This window comes from Sorangiineae bacterium MSr11367, assembly GCA_037157805.1.
In the GTDB taxonomy this organism is placed as follows: Bacteria; Myxococcota_A; Polyangia; order Polyangiales; family Polyangiaceae; genus Pendulispora; species Pendulispora rubella.
On the sequence record CP089983.1, the window covers coordinates 10,742,140 to 10,767,214 of the forward strand.

At 64.6% G+C, this 25,075-nt stretch carries 19 protein-coding genes; 4 read left to right on the forward strand and 15 right to left on the reverse strand.

The genetic code is table 11. The annotated features are described in order from the left end of the window. Position 1: 1 nt before the first annotated feature. Complete coding sequence (locus LVJ94_41515; GenBank protein ID WXB03371.1) at positions 2 to 1,483, forward strand: hypothetical protein; 1,482 nt, start codon at positions 2 to 4, stop codon at positions 1,481 to 1,483. A 4-nt stretch (positions 1,484 to 1,487) separates the two neighbouring features. On the opposite strand, the gene LVJ94_41520 is transcribed toward LVJ94_41515, so the two are convergent. After that, positions 1,488 to 1,910, reverse strand: coding sequence for a GFA family protein (locus LVJ94_41520; GenBank protein ID WXB03372.1), 423 nt, complete (start codon positions 1,908 to 1,910; stop codon positions 1,488 to 1,490). A gap of 263 nt (positions 1,911 to 2,173) precedes the next feature. Further along, the gene (locus LVJ94_41525; GenBank protein WXB03373.1) at positions 2,174 to 3,679 is read right to left on the reverse strand and encodes a hypothetical protein; all 1,506 of its coding nucleotides are present in this window, start codon (positions 3,677 to 3,679) and stop codon (positions 2,174 to 2,176) included. A gap of 277 nt (positions 3,680 to 3,956) precedes the next feature. Here LVJ94_41525 and LVJ94_41530 point away from each other — a divergent pair, with 277 nt between their 5' ends. After that, complete coding sequence (locus tag LVJ94_41530; protein ID WXB03374.1) at positions 3,957 to 5,516, forward strand: DUF2029 domain-containing protein; 1,560 nt, start codon at positions 3,957 to 3,959, stop codon at positions 5,514 to 5,516. Between the two features lie 2 nt (positions 5,517 to 5,518). Here LVJ94_41530 and LVJ94_41535 read toward each other — a convergent pair whose 3' ends face one another. The 4 genes from LVJ94_41535 to LVJ94_41550 form a co-directional block, all read right to left on the reverse strand. After that, positions 5,519 to 6,481: a matrixin family metalloprotease gene (locus tag LVJ94_41535; GenBank protein WXB03375.1), complete on the reverse strand. Its 963-nt coding sequence runs from the start codon at positions 6,479 to 6,481 to the stop codon at positions 5,519 to 5,521. A 644-nt stretch (positions 6,482 to 7,125) separates the two neighbouring features. Further along, positions 7,126 to 7,635 (reverse strand): endonuclease V, encoded by a 510-nt coding sequence (locus LVJ94_41540; GenBank protein ID WXB03376.1) that lies wholly within the window; start codon positions 7,633 to 7,635, stop codon positions 7,126 to 7,128. Positions 7,636 to 7,642: 7 nt separating this feature from the next. Next, positions 7,643 to 8,587: an ADP-ribosylglycohydrolase family protein gene (locus LVJ94_41545; protein ID WXB03377.1), complete on the reverse strand. Its 945-nt coding sequence runs from the start codon at positions 8,585 to 8,587 to the stop codon at positions 7,643 to 7,645. Between the two features lie 28 nt (positions 8,588 to 8,615). Then, positions 8,616 to 9,092, reverse strand: a complete 477-nt coding sequence (locus tag LVJ94_41550; GenBank protein ID WXB03378.1) for a hypothetical protein — start codon at positions 9,090 to 9,092, stop codon at positions 8,616 to 8,618. Between the two features lie 91 nt (positions 9,093 to 9,183). Between LVJ94_41550 and LVJ94_41555 the strand changes: the two genes are divergently transcribed. Both LVJ94_41555 and LVJ94_41560 read left to right on the forward strand, forming a co-directional pair. Then, complete coding sequence (locus tag LVJ94_41555; GenBank protein WXB03379.1) at positions 9,184 to 9,693, forward strand: hypothetical protein; 510 nt, start codon at positions 9,184 to 9,186, stop codon at positions 9,691 to 9,693. Positions 9,694 to 9,843: 150 nt separating this feature from the next. Further along, the gene (locus LVJ94_41560; GenBank protein ID WXB03380.1) at positions 9,844 to 11,304 is read left to right on the forward strand and encodes a beta-1,3-glucanase family protein; all 1,461 of its coding nucleotides are present in this window, start codon (positions 9,844 to 9,846) and stop codon (positions 11,302 to 11,304) included. Positions 11,305 to 11,314: 10 nt separating this feature from the next. Here the strand turns inward: LVJ94_41560 and LVJ94_41565 are convergent, their stop codons facing one another. The 9 genes from LVJ94_41565 to LVJ94_41605 are packed head-to-tail and all read right to left on the reverse strand — an operon-like array spanning position 11,315 to position 24,831. Continuing rightward, the gene (locus LVJ94_41565; GenBank protein ID WXB03381.1) at positions 11,315 to 12,931 is read right to left on the reverse strand and encodes an FMN-binding glutamate synthase family protein; all 1,617 of its coding nucleotides are present in this window, start codon (positions 12,929 to 12,931) and stop codon (positions 11,315 to 11,317) included. 15 nt (positions 12,932 to 12,946) lie between these two features. Beyond that, positions 12,947 to 15,625, reverse strand: a complete 2,679-nt coding sequence (locus tag LVJ94_41570; GenBank protein ID WXB03382.1) for a protein kinase — start codon at positions 15,623 to 15,625, stop codon at positions 12,947 to 12,949. A 2-nt stretch (positions 15,626 to 15,627) separates the two neighbouring features. Next, positions 15,628 to 16,317 (reverse strand): sigma-70 family RNA polymerase sigma factor, encoded by a 690-nt coding sequence (locus tag LVJ94_41575; GenBank protein WXB03383.1) that lies wholly within the window; start codon positions 16,315 to 16,317, stop codon positions 15,628 to 15,630. Positions 16,318 to 16,330: 13 nt separating this feature from the next. Then, positions 16,331 to 17,362, reverse strand: a complete 1,032-nt coding sequence (locus tag LVJ94_41580; GenBank protein WXB03384.1) for an acetylserotonin O-methyltransferase — start codon at positions 17,360 to 17,362, stop codon at positions 16,331 to 16,333. Positions 17,363 to 17,412: 50 nt separating this feature from the next. After that, the gene (locus tag LVJ94_41585) at positions 17,413 to 18,807 is read right to left on the reverse strand and encodes a GntP family permease (protein WXB03385.1); all 1,395 of its coding nucleotides are present in this window, start codon (positions 18,805 to 18,807) and stop codon (positions 17,413 to 17,415) included. A 15-nt stretch (positions 18,808 to 18,822) separates the two neighbouring features. Beyond that, positions 18,823 to 20,415: a D-aminoacylase gene (locus tag LVJ94_41590; protein ID WXB03386.1), complete on the reverse strand. Its 1,593-nt coding sequence runs from the start codon at positions 20,413 to 20,415 to the stop codon at positions 18,823 to 18,825. A gap of 13 nt (positions 20,416 to 20,428) precedes the next feature. Continuing rightward, positions 20,429 to 21,754 carry an alanine racemase gene (locus LVJ94_41595; GenBank protein WXB03387.1) on the reverse strand — a complete coding sequence of 442 codons (1,326 nt, stop codon included), beginning with the start codon at positions 21,752 to 21,754 and terminating at the stop codon, positions 20,429 to 20,431. A 57-nt stretch (positions 21,755 to 21,811) separates the two neighbouring features. Then, positions 21,812 to 22,507 carry a hypothetical protein gene (locus LVJ94_41600; GenBank protein ID WXB03388.1) on the reverse strand — a complete coding sequence of 232 codons (696 nt, stop codon included), beginning with the start codon at positions 22,505 to 22,507 and terminating at the stop codon, positions 21,812 to 21,814. Beyond that, positions 22,504 to 24,831, reverse strand: a complete 2,328-nt coding sequence (locus LVJ94_41605; GenBank protein ID WXB03389.1) for a hypothetical protein — start codon at positions 24,829 to 24,831, stop codon at positions 22,504 to 22,506. Before LVJ94_41605 ends, LVJ94_41600 begins: the two co-directional genes overlap by 4 nt. Positions 24,832 to 25,075: the final 244 nt, after the last annotated feature.

Consider the following 25,075-nt stretch of genomic DNA (forward strand, 5'->3'; position numbering starts at 1 on the left):
CGTGAAACGCCCGGACTTCCTCTTCGTCGCGACCCTCGGGGCACTTGCCGGATGCAACTGGCTCCTTGGCTTCGAGGACGAATACGGACTTTACCCCGCGACGGACGCAGGCACCGATACCCGCGCAGCGCCACAGGTCGATGCCGGCGCACCGTGCACGGCCGACACGCGCAACGACGAGGCCAACTGCGGCCGCTGCGGAAACGTGTGCGCCCCCAACTTGGGCTGCAACGATGGCCGTTGCGGAACCATTGTCCGGGTGTCCGCCGGCGGCGATTTTGCATGCGTTCTCCGCGACGATGGCCGGGTGCAGTGCTGGGGTGACAACCTGGCCGGGCAACTCGCGGAAGAACCCGGAAACCACCGCGCGAAGCCCAGGACGGTCGACATCGGGGTGAACTCATTCAAAAGTATCGCCACGGGGATCGATTTCGCGTGCGGCACCGTCGACTGGCACGACAAGGCCATCCATCCGAGCAATGTCGTCTGCTGGGGCTCCAATGCGAGCCAGCAACTCGGGCACCCACGCGGCACGGAGGGTGACATCCCCGAGGTCGACCAACGCTGCACACCGCCAGAGCGGGGTCGGTTCGTCGCCTGCAATTGGGTACCGACGGAAATCCAAGTTCCCGAACGGGTCTTCGCGCACGCCGTCGCCACGGGCTACGATGCCGCGTGTGCTGTCGGCGACGGCGGCACGTTTTGCTGGGGAAGCAACATTTACGGCCAGCGCGGCATCCCGGAGGAAGACGCAGGAGCCCTCGCCAATCGCGTGTCTGGCAAAGGCACCTACGATGCGCTGGCGTTCTCGCTCGGCTCCGAAGCGCGCGTTTGCGCCCGCGATGCGGATGGCGGTCTCGCGCAATGCTGGGGAAGCCCGCGGGGCCCGCTCGGCGATGGCCATGCGATGCAAGACATGCGCGTCTCGACCCCCGTCACGGTGCGCACGGATCCTTCGACCGCGCTCGCAGGGATTCGCGAATTGGTCACCCTTCGCCATTCGAGTTGCGCCTTGGCCCGCGACGGCCTCTTTTGCTGGGGTCTCCCCGACACGGGACTCTTCGGAGCCGACGCCGGAGACAAATACGTTTTCGCCACCCCCGGCCCGAAAAACCTGCCGCCCATCGCCAAGGTCTCGGCCTCCGACGGGCACGTTTGCGCCATCGACATGGACGGCAAGGTCTGGTGCTGGGGCCTGAACGGCGCCGGCCAGCTCGGTCGAGGCCACGCCAACGGCGACAAGGCCTGTAGCCCGCAACGCTGCGAGCTCTCGCCAAAGGCCATCGCCAACTTCGATGCCGTCGACATCAGCACGGGCCTCGAGTTCACCGTGGCCTTGCGTGCCGACGGCACCGTATGGACGTGGGGCAGCAACCGGGCGGACAAATTGGCCCGGCCGGACGATCCCACCGTCGATCCCCACGAATGCTTCGACAGCAAGCCATGCTCGCCGACGCCGCGACCCGTCGTGGGCATCGAATGATGCGTCAGGGGTTGACCGGCCAGGGCGTGTCGCGCGGGCCGGCCATCCAATTGTCGTGGCGACCGTCGAAGTAAACGACTTTCAATGCGTTGGGATCGATGCCGTCGAGGCAATTGACGTTGACGCCCACGTACGCGCCGCCCAACACTTCGAGGTTTCCGGTTCCGAATGCGTGGACGCCACAATGCTTGCAGAAGCGGAAATTCCCCGTTTTCCCGCCCCAGGCATAATCGCCCAAGCTATCCTCACCCGAGACGAGGCGAAACGCATTGGGCTTCACGATGGTCGTCGTCCCGCTTCGCTTGGTGCACCAGCTGCAATTGCAGCGGCTCACGCCCTGCTCCAAATCGATGTCGGCTTCGAAGCGAACGGCTCCGCAATGACAGCCGCCGGCGTACCTGGTGGGTTGGCTCTGCGCTTGGCTCATGATGGCTTCCTTTCTCGTGATCCGTAAGTGGTGGACGAGAAGAAGGTAGCCGCCGGCACTGTCAGCCTTGTGTCAGTTTTGACGGGACCACCCGTTCGTTCCACATCCAAACGAGTACCGTCAGCGCGTGGCCCATGCAACCGCGTCGATGCGCGCGCTCGAATCTGGGCGAAGTTCTTCCGTGCATGATCGACGAAGAAAGGATGGACCGCGCCACCCCGACGCTCCATCGAGTTGCCCTCGCGCCCGGACACCGCCGAGCGTCACGGCGCGGAGGATTGTGTGATCTGCACGGCGTGAAGCTCCGCGCCCCCGAGCATGGTCAGCTTGCCCGGTTTGAATGTCTTCAGCTCGGTGAAGGAGTCGAGCATGGGCAAGCCCTCGACGAAGAGCACGGCGTAGCCCGCCGCGTAGGTTCGGAATCTCTCCTCCATGTTCATTTGGGCGCAGGGCGCGCAGTTCAGGGCGAGGAGATCCACGATGCGCTGGGTGGGCTTGGTCAAAAAGCGCATCGCGCCCGCGTCGGTCACCGCGATGACCGCATCCTCCGGCAGGGAGGCACCGAGCCATGTTCCCATCGCCACATCGACGTTCTCGATGTTCTCCGTATCCCAGCTGTATTCCGCGATGCGCGCACCATGCAGCTCGAGCATCGCCACGATGAGCGCTGGCCCCGCCGCGAGCACGCAAGCCCGCCCCGCGCGCTTTCTTCGCTCGGGTAAGAGCTCCCACGCATGCCACGCGCCGATGGCCATCCACAACCCGCCGAAGGGCAGCGCGACATCCAGATAGCGCCGCCAGTAATACGTCCATTCTTTGTCCTGATCGATGCGGTAATACGCAATGGTGATCACGTTCAAATACACGTACAGGAGCGGCACGCCGACGACCAAGGCGAACTCGCGCCAGCGCCGGCGCGAACGAAAATGAAAGAGGGCGGCCGCGACGAAGCCCGCCGCGAGCCACGTCGCGGGGCCGCGCAGAAAGGAGACGCGCGCGAAATAGCCGGTGAGGATGGCACGCCAATTCACCAATGGCAAAAGACCAAGGGTGTCGTCGTGCTTGGCGTAATACGTATTCGGAAGCGGCCGGCCAGCGACATGCAGATTGTAGAGGGCCCACAACCCTCCGAGCACGAAGGCCGGCGCGAGCAACTGGAAGGCGATGACCATGTCGGCGCGCGCGAGACGCGGACGCATCCCTCGAACCAAGAGGCGATGCACGAGCACCACCGCCGTGATGAAGACGGCAATGGGAACACCTTCGCCGCGCGTGACGACGAGCAATCCCAGAACGACGCCACACACTCCGTAGTGCTCCCGCCAGGCCGCGTGCACGGCGAGCACGAGGAACAACGACGCGAGCGCCACCTCCATTCCGCTCCAATGGCTGTACGCCAAGTTGGGTTCGAGCACCACGAACAGCCCCGCACAAAAGGAGACAATCCGCGACCCGCTCGCCGTCCACGCCAGCCGTTGCATGGCCAGGGCCCCACCGAACGCACAAAGGGCGCTGGTCGCTTTGGCGCACCATGGCGCCGAAAGTCCGACTGCCGAACCCAGCTTGTACGCCACGGCCAACAGCACCACCCAAAACGGGCTGGACATTCCGCTCTCTTGGACCCCCTCATTGTAAAAGAAGCGCCCGTGCTCGGCGAGGGATCGCGCGTACACCAGATGAATCCACGTATCGTCCACGGGCACGCCATCGAAGGCCGACGTCCCGCCCGACACGCGCGAGGACAGATAGAGCCTCCCCACGGCCAACATGGTTACGGCCGCGCATATTGCGAAACTAATGGCGCAATCGATCCCACTGTCGCCTCGTGGAACCGACGTATGGCGAAGTCCCTCGTCAATCGTGCTAATGTGCGCGCGCATCGAACTTCGCATTATCATGTTCAAGAGTGGTCGTTGGTACATTCGGCGTTCCCCGCAGGCGGTATTCGTTCTTCGCGTTTTGGCGCTTTTGGCGGGTATGGCATTCGTCGTTTGCTTCGCGCGCGTTGCGTGGTCGCGCGTACGATTTCCAGTCCAAGTCGAATTCATGATTGGCGGCATCCTCGACCACGTCGAGCGCGTGCAAAGGAACGTTCCTTTGTATGTACCGCCGTCGGCGGATTGGGTGCCGTATCTGTATCCGCCGGGCTATTACTGGGTGAGCGCGTTTATCGCGCAATTCGCGCCACTGGTCTATGCGTGCAAAGGAGTTTCGCTGGTAAGCACCCTCGTCAGCGCCACCAATGTGGGGATTCTCGCGCGGCGCCTCGGCGCGTCGCATTTTTGGGCGGCGCTCGGCGTGGGGCTGTTCTTCGCCGCGTATTCATTTACGGGATATTGGTACGATATCGAACGATGCGACGCTCTCTTCGTCGCGATGCTCAGCACCTCGGCCCTGCTGCTGTCGTACGAGAGCGTCGCTTCGACGGTCTTTGCCGGCGCGCTTTTGGGGCTGTCGTTCTTCGTCAAACAGCCCGCTTTGCTCTTCGTGGTATGCGTCACCGGCGCGCTTCTCGTGTGCGGGGCGTCGGTAAAGCGCGCCTTTGCCTTTGGCGTGCCCTGCGCGATCATCATGGCGGTCGGTGCGGCAGCACTGAACCACGCGAGCGGCGGGTGGTTTTGGTTCTATTGCTTCGACATACCGGCGGCGCACGGTATGGCGCTCGAAGATTGGAAAGTGACGCTCCTTCCGCCGCTCCTGAAGTGCCTGCTGTTCGAGCTGGTGACCTTGGCGACCTTCGGCGCGATGGCCCGCGCACTCCTACGCCGCGTGACGAGAAAGGCCGACGAGGAAGACCGCCGAACACTCGTCTTCGGCGCTTGGCTGCTCGCAGGCTTCGTCTCGTCGGTCACCGGCCTGCTCCACCCTGGTGGGGCTCACAACGTGCTCATGTTCTGGTCGACCTCGGCGTGCGCAGCGACGGCGGTGGTGGCGACGCGCTTGGAGGCCAATGCGTCCACGCGATCCATGCCTGCGGGCGCGGGAACTTCGGCCGCGATCCTGCTCCTCGTCTTCTACCAGCTCGCGCGGTTCGTGTATTCACCGGCGGCAGTCTCCCCTACTCAGGAGCACGTCGACGGCGCGGCGCTCATCGCCGGCCGGATCCAGGAGCTCGAACGGCGCGGTGAGGTGTTCGTGGAGGGACGCGGGCACGTCTCGGCCAAGCGGCACCTACACACGGCCGCCATCGTCGATCTGACGGTGGGCGGTTTCGATGCGCCGGCGAGTCTGGTGAGCAACATCGAGCAGCGGGCTTACGCGGCCATCGTTCTCGACAAGATCGACGCCTTGAAGATGCGCTCCCCCAAGCAAGCCAACGTGCACGACTTGCTGCCCAACCTCCTGCGCAATTACTTCGTTTCCGAGCGCCTGCCCGACGTCTCGTATCCCCTCATCGGCTTTGGCTCACAGCCCACATGGGTCTTTTTGCCGCGAAAGACGCCGCTCGCAGGACTCTCCGACGAGGCCCTCGAGCGCCGCGCCCGCATCGAGTCGACCACCGCGGAAGAGCGCATGCAGGCCGCGCCGACCCGGGTGCAAGGCGATGGCTGGGACATCGAGGACGGCGCCCGATGGGCTGACGCCAACACCCGCGACGTGCCCTGAGGTCAGTCGGCGGACGTCGTCGCGCGCATGCGACGCAAGAGCACGAGGCCCAAGGCGGAGAGTCCCACGGCAATCGGCGATGGCGAGCGGGGGGAATCATCGCCCGGGACGGAGCATCCGCCTCCTCCGGAGGACGATTCGGATACGCATGCGCCCGTGTAGCCGTGTCGCGGTGTCGGATCGCACGAGTCGGCTGGTAGCGGGCCAGCTGCGGTCACTCGGGTTTGGTCGGATTTGTACACGCCGCAGATGCCCGAGGTGTCGTCCGGCGACAGATCGCGCATGGTCATGGCCCGATATGAAGCAAACATGGTGGCATCCTCCGCGGAGGAATGTGCAAATCCGAGGACGTGCCCGGCTTCGTGCGTGGCAATGCTCGGCAGGTCCACCGCACCCGACGGCAGGGAGTCGGCGATCGAGAGCGGGCGGCGCTGGTAGGCGTTGATCTCCATGTCGGCGTCGAACATCTCGCCGGTGGTGGGGTCGTAACGCACGGTGGTGAGGCCGAGGGTGTTCGACGCATCCATATGGTCCCAAGAACTGTCGCGAAAAACGATGACGTTCTGATTGGGCCCATCGGTGTCGTATCCGACGGTCCCGCACGCGACGGGTCCCAGGTAACTGACCTGGATGCTCACGCGCGATGCGGCATCGCTCGAGCAGGTGGTTTTCGTCCACGTCTCGAAGGCGCGAGTGAACACGCGTTCCGCGTCGGCCAAGGAAACTTGGCGGCTCGCGTCCTTTTGGAGGCTATAGCCGATGCAGGCATTCTTCCAATAGAGCGGCTTGCCATACGGGCAACACGCACGCTGCTCCCGTTCATTCCAACCGGCACACCGATTCGTACCGGGCGGATCGTTGGCCTCACGCCCCGTCATCGTCCGACAAAAGCCGTGCGCGTTCGAAATGGGCCCCAACGTGGCACCTGCCAGCGCCAAGGCAAAAAGCGTATTCCTAAGTTCCATGAAGGCGACGGCACCGCCGTCGTGACATGGAGTGGCCGGCGCACGCCGCTTTTGTGAGGGCGGGCAACTTTTCGCCCGGTGGGTCGATGGCCGAAACGCTGCTGCGCTCGCCGCATTGTCGACGGAGGCTGTCCCGGGACAGGGCCCGTCTTGTCCCGGACAGGGAGCAGTACGCCGGAGGGACACATTTTTCCGTGCGATTGGGTTGGCACCCTGTTGGCAATGCGTCGGGGCAGATCTTTCGTGCGCGGGGCTCCGGACCCCGCGCCCGCAAGGTCGCGGATTTGAATGATGGGTTGCCACAAGGTTCGAGTGGGAGGCAACAGCCCTCCACGTGCCCGTTGACGCGCGGAGCCACCCCTACGGGGGTCCAGCCAGCGGGAACAACACGTAGAGCGGTGATGGGAGGCGCTGCGGGCGCGGACCGGTAGCCGACATCCACGTTGGGGAAGCAGCGCAAAATCTGCTCGCATCTACCGGAACTTCTTACCCCTCATTTTTATCTGGCAAAGAGAAGGCCAGAAGAAGACCGTCTGAGATTGCGCGGAGCGCGTGATCACGCACCCGTTTGTGCCCCGTCCGCCGGGGACGGCGTGCACCGTGGCATCGAGCTCCAGTTCGGTCTCCTCCACGAGATCAGCGAACTAGCCCGACAAGCCCCGCGCGAGGTGGTCGACGCGCTTGAGAAGCGTCGGGATGCGGTGCTCGCCCGCCATACGTCGAACGCCGTCGGCGGCTTCGTCGAGCGGGATGCCGGCGGCGCTCACCAGCAAGGGCTTCGCACTTTCGCCGCGCAGCACCAGGACCGCGCCCGTCTCACCGCGAAAAGCCGTCTTGGCCGCCCCCACCACCGCCACACGGCCCCCCAACGCCTCGTGCAGATGTGCCCCTAGACCAGGCCGCCCCGCCGTATCGAGCCACACGTAGCCATCGACGATCACGAGCGTCGGAAGCGCGCCCAAGGCCTCGAGCACGCGCAGAAGCGGCGGCAGCTCTCGTTTGAAAAACTCGCCCGGCACGTACGGGGCGACCTCCGCCACCTCGACGACATGTTCGGCGACGGCTTTTTCGCTCGTCCATTCCTGAAATTGCACGCACGCCGCGCGCGCAATTCCCTTTTCGGTCTCGTAGTGAACATCTACCGCGCAGAACATGAGCCGATTATTCCACATGCTCCGCGACTTTCTTCCATAGCTCGAAGACACCGTCGGCGAGATTTCGCACGCCATCGATTCCCTTCGGCCCCGTTTCGACTCGGTCGAGCCAAGCCGGGGGAAGATGCTCTTCACCGATCTGCGCACCACAGAGCGCACCCGCCATGGCGGCGATGGTATCCGTGTCACCGCCCGCCAGAATGGCATTTCGCACCACATCGACGAAGTCGGGCGCCCATCGCAGAAAGCAAAATAAGGCGAGTGGAACCGAATCCTCCGCCACGATACCGTTCCCGAGAACGGAGGCCGCGCTTTGCACGTCCGCGTGTTCACGTGCAAGGTACCAGGCCTTCTCGATTTTCGAAGCGAGGATCGTTTCCACGACGGTCGGAGCTTGCGCGATCAGCTCGAGGAGATTCGGCGCGCGCGCGAGCACCGCCCCGAGTCCAACGGCCGTGGCCACGGCGCCGGCGCGCCCGAGGGGATGCCCATGCGTGACGCCTGCGGCTTCTTCGGCAAAGGCAGCCAGGGTCTCCATGTCCTCGTGGTATGCACACGCAATGGCCACGCCCCGCACGGCCGCACAGTTTCCTTTCGAGCCTTCCGCCCACGACGAGAAGGCCGTTCCGCGCCCGCTTCGGAATGCCTCCAACGCACGCCGCATCCCGCTCCCGTATCCCCGCGCCGGGTCATAATTCGCAGCCAGCGCCGCGAGAATGTCGGCCCCCGAGACACGTCCGCACCGCACCAGTGACTCGGCCACGGCCATCATCATTTGGGTGTCGTCCGAGTAACGCCATCGGCCCTTGCCAGCGAGCATCGCCTCCAAGGCGGGCGCGAGGCGTGTGTCGTTGCCGGCCATCATCTCGAAGGGACGGCCGAGCGCGTCCCCCAGCAAGCAACCGAGAAAGGCCCCGCGGAATCGCGTGTGCCGTTGGGCATGGTTCTCCACGCGGTGACGAACCGCGGGGAGGCGCGCGCTATTCCGATTTCGGTGTCGTTGTCTTCGTGGTCCCGGGAGCAGCTGCTTTGGCCTCGTCCGCGTTCGCCGGGTGGGCGGGCACCGAGGTGGCTAGCTCGGACTCCGACGCCACCGCGCTCGGACGATAGACGATGCATGCGGCTCGATATGCGAGGTGATCGTCGACGGTCATGCGACCGATGACCTTCACGCCGTCGCATCCATGGCCCGCGGCCACCACACGAATCTGCGCGAAGATTTCCTCTTTCGTGATGTGGCTGCTCCGCCGCTTCCCATCGATGGTCGCCACTTCCACGTAGGGCTGGCTCGGCTCCACCCCCTCGAAGAACTCCACCTCGGCCGGAAGTCGCGCGTGCATCTCGCGCGGTGGACTGTTCAACGGCAGATAGTCCACGCGAACCCCGCACGCCCCCAGAAAAACGACGAACGCCATCGAAACACCGGCCATCCGTCCCCACATCGCCTTGGTTCCCATGGTCGCGTCCTATATGCGAGCTCGCCCGCCGCGTCCACGCCGCCCACAGTCGCTACGTAGCGACAACCGTGGTACGTCCCCAAATGGATCCATGGCTACGCGCATTTACGACTACGTCGGCCCCGAACACGTCCGAACGAGCGCCCGCGGATCTGCACCGGGTACGGTGATTCGTTCGCCCGAGGACCTCGTGCATTGGTGCCAAGCCCACCGCGCGGAACGCGAAAACGATCTGCTCCCGGCGACCTTCGTCGTTCGAAGAGACGGCTATCTCTACCTGGCCAGCCGCCGCTCCGAACATGTCGCCTGTGCCTCCGGCGACGCGGTCCTCGGCGCAGGTGAAATCTTCTTCTCTTCCGACGACACACCCCGGGTCGTCGCAGTGTCGAATCTCTCCACCGGCTACTGCCCGGAGCCCGAATGTTGGCCTGCCATCCGCGACGCCCTCGAAGGCGCCGGCATTCCCCACCCACGTGAATTCAGCAGCGCGTTCATCTTCCGCCGATGCCCGAATTGCTTCGAGCGAAATCTCATCAAGGACGACGTCTTCGTCTGCGACATCTGCGATACCGCACTCCCTCGCACCTGGAACTTCGCATAGGCCTTTGCGCTAACACGGCGCGGCACGAAGTTTCCGTTTGACAGAATTGATGACGACCATCATTTATGCCTCCGCAATCGGGGGGGCGTGCGCTCGCCGGATTGCCGAAGGTCTCGCGGAGTCCCCACTCGAAGCTCAAGGAGCCGTCGCATGCCCAAGCGATCCCTGGTCCACGGCGCAACCGTCCTTGTCGCCGCGTCCATGTTCCAATGTTCGGCGGATGAACCTTCCGCTGCCTTATCCAAAGCTCCCGTCGAGCAGCCTTTGGCCGCGGCGTGTGGCACGGTCAATGCGGCATTGAACCGCACCACCACCGCCTCGTCCGTGGAAAGCGGCGCCTTTCCGGCGAACGCCGCAACGGACGGAAATACCGGCACGCGCTGGTCGAGCGCATTTGGCGATCCCCAATGGATACAAGTCGATTTGGGGTCAGTTCAAGCGATTTGCGGCGTTCGACTCCAATGGGAAGCGGCGTACGGCAAGGCGTATCAAATCCAAATATCCAACGATGCCAACACGTGGTCGAACATTTACAGCACCACGAATAGCCCAGGCGGCACGGAGAATCTCACGGTCAGCGGAAGTGGCCGTTACCTGCGCGTGCTTGGAACCCAGCGCGCCACCCAATGGGGATATTCACTTTGGGAGCTGCAAGTCTTCACCACCGGTGGCCCGAGCGACGGGGGCGCAGGCGACAGCGGCACGAACCCGCCCGCCGGGTTCTGGGACTCGAGCGGCATTCCGCCGGCGCAGAACGTCCTCGTGTTCAAGTTCCTCAACCGCACCAACGGCGTCCGCAAAGACACCGAGCTCTTTTGGAGCTTCAAATCGGGCTCGATCTCCGAGACGCACTCCTTCGCGGAACGACCTTTGTACGACATGCCGGCCAACTCCGCCGGCCGCCTGTATTTCTACGTCTGCTTGACGGGCGACACCACCTGCGCGTCGGATCCGACGAAGAGCCGGTATTTCGATTTCATCGAACATACCATCGGGGCGCATCAATACAATGGCAACACCACGCGGGTGGACGCATTCGGCCTGAAGATCGCGATGTTGCTGCGCTCGCACGACGGATCGGAACTCGCCGTCGGTGAGGATTATGCGACCTTTGCGGAGGACCGCGCGGTCACCTTCCAGAAATTCGTGGACTCCGTGCCGTCCGAGTTCAAAGGACTCGCCCAAGCGCCGAACGCGCCTTATCGCATCGTGGAACCGGGCGCGGGCGGCTTCAACGCCGGCGGCGCGTATCAGCATTATTATGACAGCTATGTGAACCAGATCTGGTCGGCGAACGGCATCACCATCCCCAAGCCCGGCCCCAACGGCGACGGCCTCGGTGCATATCCCGATCTCTCCGCGGCCATTTATCGCCACGTCGGCGCGGCCCCCGGAAGCTTCGACTCCGCAGGCCACCTGAGCAATCAGCAACTCTGGGCGAACGCCTCGACGTTCTACACGGCCGCCCCCGCGAATTACTACGCCAAGTTTTGGCACGACCACGCCCTCGGCGCGAAAGCCTATGGCTTCCCCTACGACGACGTGGGCGGCTATTCGACCTTCATCTCACACGACAACCCGCAATACCTCCTGGTCGCCGTCGGCTGGTAAAGGCCAACACCTACGCGTCCCGCACCGCGGATTCGAAGCTCGAGGCTTGGGCGGCGCGCCACGGGCGGGCGTAGGACTTGGGCAAGTCCGTGGCGAGGAGCGCCTGTGGGGCGAGGTATTCGTACATTTCGCCGTAGTGCTTCGATTCGGTCGGGCTAATGCGTCGAAGGACGTGCCAGGGGCGCAACTCCGAAGGATGCGAGAGACCGGCGGCGCCGAGGATCTCGGTGAAGGCGCGCACCGTGTTGCGCTGGAAATTCGTCACGCGAACGGCCTTGTCGCCCACGACCAGGCCGCGCACCAGATCCGGATCTTGGGTCGCCACGCCGGCGGGGCACGTGTTCGCGTTGCATTGTTGCGCCTGAATGCAGCCGAGGGCGAACATCATCGCGCGCGCCGAATTGCACAAATCCGCGCCGATGGCGATCTTGTGCGCGATATCGAACCCCGTCACGATGCGGCCGCTGGCGATGATGCGGATGCGGTCGCGCAGCCCCACACCGTTCAGCGCATTGTGCACGAACACCAGGCCCTCAACCAACGGCGTGCCCACCACATTGGAAAACTCGAGCGGCGCCGCGCCGGTGCCACCCTCGCCGCCGTCCACGGTGATGAAATCGGGCGTGATGCCCGTCTCCAGCATCGCCTTGCAAATGGCCAAAAACTCGCGCCGCTTGCCCACGCACAGCTTGAAACCAATGGGCTTGCCCTTGGCCAGCGTGCGCAGTTTGGCGATGAACTCGCACATCTCGAGCGGCGTCCCAAAGCTCGAATGGGTGGGCGGCGAAATCACGTCCTTGCCCATGGGCAACCCGCGAATCGCGGCGATTTCGCGGGTGAGCTTGGCCGCGGGGAGAATGCCTCCGTGTCCGGGCTTGGCGCCTTGGCTCAACTTGATTTCAATCATCTTCACGGCGTCGATGGAGGCCTTTTCCTCGAAGAGGGTCGCCTCGAAGTTGCCGTGGGCATCGCGGCAGCCGAAATAGCCCGTGCCAATTTGCCAAATGATGTCGGCCCCCTCGGCCAGGTGGTGCGGCGTGAGGCCGCCCTCGCCGGTGTTGTGCGCGAATCCACCGGCCTTGGCCCCGCGATTCAAGGCGCGGATGGCGTTGCCGCTCAGCGAGCCATAGCTCATGGCCGATACATTGAGCACGGCGGCCTCGTACGGCTGCGTGCAATCCGGCCCGCCCACGCGAACCCGCGGCGGCTCCTCCGCGGGGTGCTTGGCCAGGAGCGAATGGTTGATCCATTCGTAGCCCATCGAATAGACGTCCTTCTCCGTTCCGAACGGCACGGTGTCGGTCACGTTCTTCGCGCGCTGGTACACGAGCGACCGCAAATCCCGGCTGAACGGGCGCCCCGAGGAGTTGGACTCCACGAAATACTGCTGGAGCTCCGGCCGAATCGACTCGAACAAATAGCGAAAGTGCCCGATCACCGGGAAGTTACGCCGGATGGAGTGCTTGCTCTGCAGCAAGTCGTAGATGCCCAACAGAAAAGCGGCACCCACGGGGACGAGCATCACGATGAACCATTGGACGTACCACGAGAGCGCCAATGTCAGTGCGAATGCCCACGACGATACGAGAAAGAACAGGTTACGCGGGGATACCTTCGATACCTTCACCCCGACGAAGATAGCTCACAGTCCCTCGACGATGTAGAGCCGCGAAAGCGTCTCGCTGGTGCAATAGGCGTACGACCGGCCGTCGGCGCTGAGATAGAGGGTCATGATCGACGCCAATCCCGGCCGAAGACCACCGAGCGGAAGTGTCATGTGCTCCGTCACCGTCCCGGACGGGAGCGCCACGTGGCGAATCCGGACGGGAAGGGAACGCGTTCGCAGGTAGATCCCCTCCCCATTTTCGCTAAATCCCACAGCGAGGTGATCGGCAAAGTGGCCCGGCACCTCGCCGAGGCTCTCGCCCTGCAAGCCATAGAGGCGGAGCACCCCGTCGGGGCCGAGCCCCGCGAAGCGATCGCCCTTCGGCGAAATCGTCGGGAGCGGGGCCACTCCCTCGGGGGTGAGCGGCCGCGGACCGGCCTCGTCGAGGTCGTGGATCCACACCCGGGGAAGGTGCCCCGTCCCCTCGATGCCGCGAAAGAGAATGCGCCGGCCATCGGGGAAAAAGCGCACCTCGAACACCGTCGTGACCGGGCCGAGTGAAAGCTTGCGCGGCCCGCCGGGTCCCGTGGGAACGAGCGACAGCGTGACGGGCGGGCCCTGAAGGCGGAGGATCACCCAGCGGCCATCCGGCGAAAGCGCGAACGGCGACCCGTTTCCGAGTCGGATCGGCGGCGCGCCATCGGTCGTTCGCAGGTAGGCCCCGTAGTCGGGGCCTTCGCTGGCATCTTCGTCGGCGTAAACCACGGTGCGACCATCGGCGGAGAACCCCGTCAGGTATGCGCCGGCTGACGACGTGAAATCGCGTTCACCTTGGCCATTGCCCACGTAGAGCGCGGTGCGGTACTCGCGATGGTCGACGAGCACTTTTCCGTCGGCCGAAATGTCGTGCAAAAGAATGCTCCCCGCCACGCGATCGACCAGACGAGGCTCCCCTCCCCCTTCGCCAATGGCATAAAGCCCATAGTCGCCTCCGGTGCGCGCGGCGCTGAACCATATTTCGTTTCCACCGGGCGCCCACGCCAGGCCGCGGATGCTGCCCCAGCCTCCCGAAAGCTCACGAATCGGCCCATTCCCCTCCAAAATGGCCACCGCGCCCATGTCGTCCTTTGGGTCGCGATGAAAGAGGAATGCCAACTTGTCGCCACGCGGCGACACGCGCAAATGACTCGGCCAGGACTCTCCCTCGTAGCGGACGGTCCCAAGGGGGTATTCGATCCGATACCGAGTTTCCGTCTTGCTCACCGCCGCGAGCTCACCGCCATTCGGGTGCCAATCGGCCTCGAAAGCGTGCTCCAGGACCTCCCGCGGTGCGCCGCCCCCGAGCCGCATCCGCGCCAGGGTGCCGCTCGGCGTCCCCATCTCGTAGAACTGCGGGTCGAGCAGCAGGGCAAGCTCGCCTTGCGCCGAAATACCGCGCACGTCGGCGTTCATGCCGAGCGGCTTCGAGCCGGGTAGCTCCGTGCGCGTGGTGTAAAGCTGCGCGGGGCCCCCATCCCACGAAGCACTGTACACGATGGTATGCCCATCGGCCGAGTAGCGCGCCGAAAGGACCTGCCCGCGCCCGAACGTGAGCGGACGGTACGTGGGCCGGGCCGTCGGTTCGTGGGTGACCGCGCGCCGGCCCATGGAAAATGCCAGGAGCGCGGCGACCAGGGACGCGGCCCCCAGGACCACCATGGCGCGGCGCGATCGCGGTGCTGGCGGACGCGCCGCCGCGGGTGCCTTCGCGAGCGCCTCCAATTGAAAGGCGAGATCGTGTGCGGATTGATAACGTGCCGCCGGCGACTTGGCCAGACAGCGCGCCACGATCGGCCCCAGGTCGCCTTCACAGGGCGGCGGATCGTCCCGCAGGGTCGCGGTCATGCGCTCCACCGCGGTACCGTTTCCAAAGGGCTTTTGGCCAGTGGCCATCTCGTAGAGCACCGCGCCCAGGGCGAAAAGATCCGTACGCGCGTCGACCTCCTCGCCGCGAATTTGCTCCGGCGACATGTAGCCCACCGTTCCCACGAGCATCCCCGGCTCCGTGGCGAGGCCGGGCAGAAACTCTTCGAACGAGGCCACCAGCCGCGCCACCCCGAAGTCGAGGACCTTGCAGCCTCCACCGTCGCAGAGAAACACGTTGTCCGGTTTGAGATCGCGATGGATGACCCCATTGTCGTGCGCCGCCCCGAGGGCGCGCGCGAGTTGCGCCCCCAGGCGGCACACCTCGGAGGGGGCGAGTTTTCCTCGGGTCAGCCGCTCGCCCAAGGTCATCCCCGAGAGCCATTCGGTGACCAGATAGGGAACGCCGTCGTGCATCCCCACGTCGAACACCGTCACCGCATGCGGGTGCGCAATTTTTCCCGTGGCGCGCGCCTCGACGTGGGCGCGGGCGAGCCGTTCTTCGTCGTCGGCGAAGCGCGCGGGCAGCACTTTGATGGCCACATCGCGCCCCAATCGCGGATCGCGCGCGCGGTACACCTCGCCCATGCCGCCGCGGCCGGCGAAGGCCACGATGGTGTACGGCCCCACGCGCTGGCCGGCGGCGTAACGCGATGGCTCTTTCTCCACGAACCACGTCTTGGCCAGGCTTGCGACGAGCGCGCAACACTCATCGCAGCCACTCAAATGCGCCTCGAGATCCGCGCGCTCGGGAGCACGCAGCCGATCCTCGACGAAGGCCAACACGAGTTCGTCGGACAGGCACGCGTGCATGGCTACCCGGCCTCGCGAAAAAGACGCACCAGACTGACATCGAGTTGGCTCATGAGCAGCGCGGCGATGCTCTCGGCGTCGCTCGGCCCCACGCGCAGACGCTCGCGCAGGCGGCGCAAGGTGGCCTCGGACAACTGCTCGCGCGCGCAAGTCAGCCAGCGCGACACCGTCGAAAGGTGCACACGATAGAGCGCGGCCAACGCTTCCAGGGCAACCCCCTCGGCATGGTACAGCCGGAGCAGCGTGCGATCCCGCGCGGACAACTCGGCAATGGTCGCACGCAAGGCCTCGCCGAAGGCCTCGCGGTATTGCTCGCGCGCGTATGCGAGCTCGGGACTCACGCTTGCAGCCGCCAATCCCTCCGTCCCCGCCGCCTCCTCGCGGGCGGATGCACGCCGTGCCTGCCGTTTCAAATTCAGCGCCGTGCGCACCGCGGCCACGCGAACGAAGCCACCAAGCGAACCCCGGCCACGGTACCCGGCAAGCCCCGGCTCGTGACCGTCTTGGCCCGCCACGAGAAGCGACGCGCGCAACACCTGCCGAACCTCGTCGGCAAACGCCGGCGCGCGATCGATGTGCGCCACGAAGGCGCCAATCTCACGCAGGTGGGCGCGCTCGAACGTCGCCAGCGCAGAACGATCTCCACCGAGGCACGCGGATGCCAACTGGAGATCGTCCTCGAGACTGCCCATGGTAGGGCGAATCTTACACTGCCTGGCCCTCGACCACGGAGAGGTACGCTTCCGTGGGAACGATTCGCGTCAGCGTGAAACCTGCCGCGGCAAAGATCTTGCGGAACTCGTCGGCCGTTCGCTCACGACCGCCGGGGGTCAGGGCGAGCATTTCCAGGTCCATCAGCTTGGCGAAGTCCACTTCGTTGGGCGCAGGAACCACCTGATCGACCACGAGCAGCTTGCCGCCCGGCACCATGGCGCGATGGCAGTTGCGCAGAATCGCGATGGATCGCGCATCGTCCCAATCGTGAATGATGTGCTTCATGATGTACGCGTCCCCTCCCTGGGGAACCGCGTCGAAAAAGTCTCCGCTCACCACCTCGATGCGATCCCCGAGGTTCTCGGCGCGCAAAAGCTGCCGCGCGCCCTCGACCACGTGCGGCACGTCGAACACCACGCCCTTCAATCGCGGATTCGCCGCGAGAATCGTGGCGAGCAAGAACCCATGACCGCCGCCCACGTCGACCAGCTTTCGCACGCTGCCGAAGTCGTACGCCGCGGCGATCGCGCGCCCAGCGGCCCCGCTGATGGACGTCATGGCATCCTGGAACACCGCCGCAACGTCGGGCGCCTTGGCCACGTAATCGAATATGGGCTCGCCATAGACATGATCGAATGCGGGCTCGCCGGTGCGAACGCTATGGCGCAATTGGCCCCAGGCGTTCCACATGTGCTCTTCTCCGAGGAACCGCGCATAACCATTCAAATTGCCGTGAACGTCGCGTCGTAAATACTGGCCGAGCTCCGTGAGCTGGAACCTGCGCGCCGCATCTTCTTGAAAGAGGCCGACGTTGGTGAGTGCGCGAAGCAACCGATACAACGCATCTTCGTTCGCGCCGACGGCAGCCGCCAATTCGTCACTGGAGCGAGCTCCATCCTTCAACTGATCGGCAACCCCGAGTTCGGCGGCGACGGATATGGCTTGGCTGACCCACTTCCCGGTGATCAACTGCATGAGGACCACGGCGGGCGCGAGCCCATCACGGCGAGCGTGTTCTTGCATCTACCAAGGTTACGTTACCGCCCACCGCCGATGAAGTTGAATGTTGCCCCTCATGGAATGACGAGACTCAGCAGCGCAGCCATGGTGAATCCGACAACGGAGAGGATCGTCTCCAGCACGGTCCAGGTGGCCAATGTCTCTTTGACCGGGATTCCGAAATAGCGCGAGATGATCCAGAACCCGCCGTCGTTCACGTGGGAGGCGATGATGGATCCCGAGGCGATGGCCATCGCAATCAATGCGAGGCGCGGCTGCGAGTAGTGAAGATCCGGCAGAAGCGGCGCGATGATGCCACCCGTTGTCACGATGGCCACCGTGGCGGAGCCTTGGGCGACGCGCAGACCGCAGCTGATCACGTAGACCAACGCGATGATGGGAAGGCCAGCCGAAGCGAGTGTGGTGGCCAGCGCCTTGCCCACACCGGTGGCCGACAGAACCGCGCCGAAAAAGCCGCCGCCTCCGACGACGAGGATGATCATGCCCACTGGCTTCAGGGACGTGCTGGCGAGTTGCGCCAACTCTTCCTTGCTCATGCCACGACGGGAACCGAGGAGCCAAAAGGCGGTCAAGATGGCAATGGTCAGCGCCACCGCAGGTGTTCCCAGGAAGACGACCACGCTGCGCAAGGTGCCCGTCAAGAGGATGCTGCCGAAGGTGCCGCAGAGAATGAGGGTCAGCGGAATGGCCACGATGGCCGCCACCAGACCGAGCGACGGCGGCTTGCGCGTCTTGCTTTCCGCTTTTTGCGCGGCCGCGAGCATGTCCTCGGGCACGGGCAGGTTGATGCGCTTACCGATCCACGAGGAGTAGAAGACCCCCGCCACGAGCCACGCGGGAAGCCCGCAGAGAAGCCCCATGACGATGAGCCATCCCAGCTCCACGTGCAGAAGGCCAGCCAGCGCCACGGGCCCCGGATGCGGCGGAAGAAACGCGTGCGTGATGGAGAGCCCCGCGAGCAAGGGCATCGAATAGAGCACGATGGACCGACCGCCACGGTGCGCCGCCACGTACACGAGCGGCGCGAGCACGAAGATGCCAATGTCGAAGAATACGGGAATACCGAAGATCAAACCGGACAACCCCATGGCGAGCGGCGCGCGCTCTTCGCCGAAGATTCGCAGCAACTTGGCGGTGAGCACCTCCGCACCGCCCGAGGCCTCCAAAATGCCTCCCAGCAGGGTGCCGAGGCCGATGATCAAGGCCACGTGACCGAGAATGTTGCCAAATCCCGCCTCGATGAGCGAGCCCGAGCTCTTTTGCGCAGAGCCGACGATTTGCTCGACCGAGAGCCCCGCACCGAGTGCGACCAAGAGCCCTGCAATGAGGAGCGCGATGAAGGGCTCGATCTTGAATCGAATGATCAACAGGAGCAAAACGGCAATGCCTACGGCGGACAGCGTGAGCAGGCCACCGGTCTCGTGTTGCAGCCAGTGCAATCGATCCATGTTCTTTCCTGGACTTTACGACATATGGCGAAGGGAATGGCCCGGCAAGGCGCCGGTAGGACGTCCGTCGTCGATCACGGCCACGCCATTGACGAAGACATAGGGAATGCCCGCCGCGCGCCGGCGCGGATCGTCGTAGGTCGATGTGTCGGCCACCTGGTCCGGGTGGAACAAGACGAGATCGGCCGCGTAGCCTTCGCGAACGAAGCCGCGATCCGTGAACCCCAATCGACGGGCCGCGCGGCCGGTGAGGTGCGCGATGCACTCTTCCAATCCGAGCACGCCGAGTTCGCGGACGTAGTGCCCGAGGTAGCGCGGAAATGTGCCCCAGGCGCGCGGGTGCGGACGATTGCCGACCAAGAGGCCGTCGCTGCCGCCCGTGTGCGCCGGGTGGCGCATGATGGCCCGCACGTTGTCCTCGTGGCCCACGTGCATCAAACAGGAGGTGCCCAGGCGCTCGTCGCGCAGAACATCGAAGTACAATTCTGCAGACGCCTTTCGCGTGCGCGATGCGGACTCCGCGACGCTATGGCCAACCAGGTGCGCATTGTGGGCGTGGCGCACGCCGTTGATTTCGATGGACCGCCAGTCCACCGGAACACCGTGGCAGCCGTCGGAGCCCGTTTCTTCGAGCTCGCGCCGGATTTTTTCGCGGGTGTCGGCATCCGACAGGCGCGCCAGCGCGGCATCGAGCCCCCCCTCGGTGACCCAACTGGGAAGCAGCGCGGAAAGGTACGTGGCCCCGGCGAGGTACGGGTACGTATCCAAGGTGATGTCCACGCCGCCGGCCATCGCGCGATCGACGAGGTGCAAAAGCTCCTCCGCTCGGCCCGCGTTCACCGGAAAATTCATGGTCGCGTGCGCGAGGTGCAGCGCACAGCCGGAGCGGCGTGACACATCGACCATTTCGGCATACGCCTCGACGGCGCCCTTGCCGTAGCTGCGGTGGTGCGGACTGTAGAAGCCCCGGCGGCGCGCAACGACCTCGCACAAGGCGACCAGTTCGTCGGTGCCCGCGTACATGCCGGGCGTGTACGTCAATCCGGACGAGAGGCCGGCCGCCCCCTGGGCCATGCCCTCGTCGATCATGGTGCGCATCGCATCGAGCTCGGAGGCCGTGGCCGGGCGGTCTTCCCAACCGAGGCAGAGCATGCGCACGGTACCTTGCGGCACCAGGTACACGGCATTCACCGCGATGCCGCGGTCGAGGCGATCCAAATATTCGCCCACGCTGCGCCAGTCCCAGGAAAACCCCGGCGGATCGTCGTTCCACCCCGCGAGCTGCGCGCGCAAAGTCTCGAGCACCGCATCGTTGACCGGCGCATAGGACAGGCCGTCCTGGCCGATGACCTCGCACGTGACACCCTGGGAGATCTTCGCGAGGTGATCCGGCTTGGCGAGCACCTGCAGATCCGAATGCGAGTGCATGTCGATGAAGCCGGGCGCCAGCACCAAATCCGAGGCATCGATGATGCGGTGGCCCCCGAGCGGGCGAGCACCCTCGCGCGCGATGGCCTCGATGCGACCTTTGGAAAGGCCTACGTCGGCGCGAAAAGAAGGTGCCCCGCTACCGTCGGCCACCCGCACCCCACGGAAGACGATATCCATGGGAGACTCACTATCAGAAGAAGGTGCGCACCAGATCGACGACGCGCGTTCCATTCACCACGGGAATGAGCGGCCACTTGTCGAAGGTCGTACAGGGGTGCGACAACCCAAAGCGCACCCATTCTCCCACCTCGACACGATCTTCTTCGCCCACCGCGAGAAACGCGTGCTGATCGTTCAATGCCGTGACCCGCGACTGAATGAGCGGCACGGTCACCCCGCCATTGCGGCGCCGAAACTGCGGCTCGGGCAAATCTTGATCGAACGGGACGTCCCGCCGACCCATCGTGAGGAGCGCAAGAGCTGGCTCGGGGTGCGAGCTGATTTGGGCCCAAGCATGGATCGCGGGACGGAACGGTGTGCCGCCCTCCATGCGGTGCTCGCGACCGAAGGGCGAGAGGCGGCGGTACAGACCATCGTCGTGGGTCAAATAGCAACCGCTCCGCAGAATGCCGAGCACGTGCAGGCCCGCGGGCCACGTCTGGGTGAACGCCGCAGCCACTTGATCGAAGTATGCGCTGCCGCCGGCGGTCACGCGAATGGGCTCCGTGCCCAAGTCGACGAAGTGGCCGCCCTCCGCAAGGCGCAGCACGAGCTCGCGGATGTCCGATAGATACGCATCCACCTTGGCGAGATCTTCGGGGCTCGCACCACGCACGAGCGCGGTTTCGTACCCGGCCACGCCCACGAGGCGCAGCGCCGGGCTGGCCATTACGGCCTCGGCCACTTCGACCGCCGCCGCAAGACCGCGCGCGCCGGTGCGACCGCCCGCGCCGCCGAGTTCCACCATGACGTCGATGGGGCGGCCTCGAACGGAGGGATGCGACGCCAGAACGTCGGTCATGCGGCCAACGCCCGCGACCGAATCGACGAAGCAGGAAAAGGAGAACCCAGGATCGCGGTCCAACTCGCCGGTGAGCCAGCGAATCGCGGCCGGGTCGACCAATTGATTCGCCATCAGAACACGGCTGACCCCGAATGCGCGGTAGACGCGAAGTTGGCTGATATTGGCCGCGGTGATGGCCCACGCGCCGTGATCGAGCTGCCGCGCGAACAGTTGCGGTGACATCGTCGTCTTACCGTGCGGCGCAAGGGCGAGGCCGTGACGTTTGCACCACGTCGCCATGGTTCGCAGATTGTGCTCCAGCGCAGGCTCGTCGAGGACGACCAGGGGCCCGACGAAATCGTCGTTGAACAGATCGAGCCCGGCATTCACGGCGTCGACGACGCGCGTACCGAACAGCTTCGCCGGCATGCCTTTGAAGCGCCAGTCGATCCGCTCGTCGCGAAGAGCCATCACCGCATCTCGATCCAAGCTCGCCGGCTCGATATTTTTCACGCGCTAATGCCTACAACGCTGGTCAGGTTCCGCAAGCATTAACGCGACGAAGGTGGCTCAAGGGATGATCCGCGCGGATGCCGGAGCGCGCGTGATCTTCGGTCGGTACTCCAGATGGAGATCGGCGTGCGTGATGGCCACGGTGCCGGCTGCGACCTGAACGGTCGCGAACGCTTCACCGACGCTCGCCACGCGTGCATTCACGGTCATCGTTCCCGAGGGAACGCCGTCGATGCGGTAACGCCCCCCCGCCGTGCTCACCGTGTGAAGCGGATGGAGCAAGACGTAGACATCGAGGCGCACGCCATCGTTTCCCATGCGATCGCGCAGGGTGAAATACCCGGCGTGCGGCGGATGCAGTGAAATGGGATCTGCTTGCGTGTTCGGACCACCTGGAGGCGCAACCATCAGCGCGGGCATCGGAGCTTGATCGAAGCTGGGGCCGAGAACGCGGTCGGACGCGTTCACGATGTCGAGCCGCTGACCGTACGTCATGGTGACCGTCCGGGAGGGAAACCCGTCGTTCGTAAAGACGATGCGCTTTGCGGGCGAAGGCTCGGCCACCCTGCCGGCATATTGGGTAAGCGCCACGACGGCGTCGTCGAGCGGGTGCTTCGAGGTGTGCGCTTCGTCGTCCCAGACGAAGATGGTGCCCTCGACGCTCCCCGTTTCCGACGTCCCCACCGCGCGCGGACCATGGCAGCCGGCCAGGGCCGCCAGCGAAGCCATCGAGAAAAGTGCAACCCACTTCATGGTGCGCCCCCATCGGTGCGCACGTCGATGCATTGCAGCCGCGTCAGCGCGCCCGATGGCGGATTTCCCTCTTTCGAAAAGAGAATCGCCTGCGGGCAGCGCCCGCCTTCGACGTAGCACCAGCCGGCATCCGCCTCACCCTTGCTGCAATCCGAATTGGCTGGAAGCTGTATGACCTCGCAGATCGGCCTCGTACGCGGATCGGGACGGCCCGAGCGCTCGCCACCGGCGGTCTTCCAGAGGCTCAGTTCCTGCTCCAAGAACGGCTTAACCGCATCAGGCTCCGGGCGTTTCAATCCTTTGGACGGATTGTCGCATTGGCTCGGATCGCCGGGATCGGGCAACATCTCGAGAACCAGGCACGCCACCCGGCCCTCATCGATTCGCAGCTTGCGCGGAACACACTGGTTGGCCAGCGCGTCCTTCAGTCGATCGACGATGGTCGCGACGGCGGGCCGATATCCAAACAATGGATCGTCTGGCGTCGTCTTGCGCACGTGGATGGGGCAGATCGACGAGACGACTCCCTGCCCCTCCATCAAGCGCGCCAGCAGCAATTCGCGAACCGTCGGGTAGGCTTTCGCCTTGATCTGCTTCGTCACGTCGCCGGGTTTGCAGACCGGCGGCACCTGGCCGGACGGCACATCGGAACGCTCCGGGCAATCGCAGATTTGCTTGTCCACGCTGTTGGTGCAATCGAGCTCGCGCGGTGCACCGGTGTCCACGTCGACCCGGTCGAAGGTGCACGCAAATTGGATATCGACTGGACGCGCCCCTCCCACGTTGGTCACCCACTCACGCCCGTGCACGAGATCCGATCCGTTTCCGGCCTCCGTCTCCGGATGCCCCACCGCGGGGCGCGGCGCGAACGACTCGATCATGTGCGGGTCGATACCCGAATAGTCGAAATGCTCGGGATCGCGCCCCAAAATTTTCGTCCAGTCGGCTTCCGAAAGCCGGCTCTTCTGCAGGTCGCTCGGATCGTAATGCAGAAGATTGGCCGGCACCCCGCCGATGTGCGCATAGAAAATCAGTTCCTTGGTGCGGGTGCCCGGCGGCAGATTGCAAAGGGTCGCGGGGCTCGTATCCGACCCGTCGGGCAACGCGGCCGCGAACAGCGGATTCTGGCAATTCGTGTCGCCCACGTAATACCCCTGCTTCGGATACTCCCCCGTTCGATCTGGAACGCGCGGCGAGCGCAGCCCGGTCACGTAGCGGGATATGGGAAACTGCGGGTCGATGCCATATTTTTCCTTCATATGGACATGTCGAAGCCCGGTGTAATTCCCCCAATCCCGCACCTCGCCGTAGTTGCCTTTTTTGCAGCTCGGATCGGCGTCCCGCGTCGCCGGATCCACCAGCGCGCACGATTTGCAATTGGGGTCGGCTGGATTCGTCGCACAGGGCGCGGTCCCCCGTGGTGGCGGAAACCCCGATTCCAGGAAATGGTAAGCCGTTCCGTTGACCGACCGCACATCGATCTCCGAGTCGTTCTCGTCGCTGAGGGCAATCACCGCCACCAGCGAATCGGGCCTCAAAAAGTCGTGACGCTGCTTGAGGATCGTCTTGTCCACGCCCACCCACGTGGCCCTCCCCTCCGCATCCCGGGCGAGGCTTTCGTACGGATCCGGCTGCACCAGGAAGCGGTACCAACTCTCGAGCTGCGACTCGATGCCGCAACCCAGCTGGCCGATGCCCTCCACCTCGTCTTGAAACTGCTTTTGCAGAGCCTCGGCATTCTCCACGGGCGATGCACCGGGCCCCGGTGATTTGTCCTTGTTTTGCTCCACCTTGGGAAACCACGCGAGAAAGTTCGACGGCTTCATGCTCTCGATGGGAACCTGGGATGCCCCAGCCCGATTGACGAGATGTCCCGCATCGTCCTTGTGAAGAGAAAGACCATCGCTCGTGGCCGAGGGATCGCAATCGGCGCCCAGGCGCGGCCCCAGCGACGACGTCACCACGCCAATGTGCATGTCGCGTACGGGAGGGAATTCCACCCTCGAGCCGGCGGGACACTGCCCATCGTTCTGCGAGCGCCCGACGACCTTCTTCGGGTCATTCTCGTCGATGCACATCGGCGCGACGAGACTCTGCAGCAGATCGGGAATGGCCGCACGCAGGTACTCCTGTTTGTCTCCCATCGAGGCCGAATTGTCGATCATGAACAGCAGGTCGATCTTGTCGACGGCGCTGGAGCCTATGGTCTTGATGAACGTTGCATTGTCCGTCGGATCGATGTGGACAACGGGGCGCGTTAGACAGCCGCCCGCCGTCCCGTAGACGAGACTAAGCAGCAGCAGGCCCGCGAAGGTCTGTCGCATGATGCCCTCCTCACAAGGCAACATGGATTCATAGACACCGTTTTGTCATGCAATCGTACGTGCTCGTCATTTTGCGGTTTTCGTGACAAAGCCCGAGGCCTGACTCCAAGTGCGCGACCCGGCGTTGACTTTGCCGCGGATTGCGGTAACGGTGTCCGCATCCATGGAACCGCTTCGCTGTCGTTAGGCTCGCCGAGGTCGGCGCCTCCTTCGTGAGGCCCCGCCAACGGCGACGCCTGCTCCA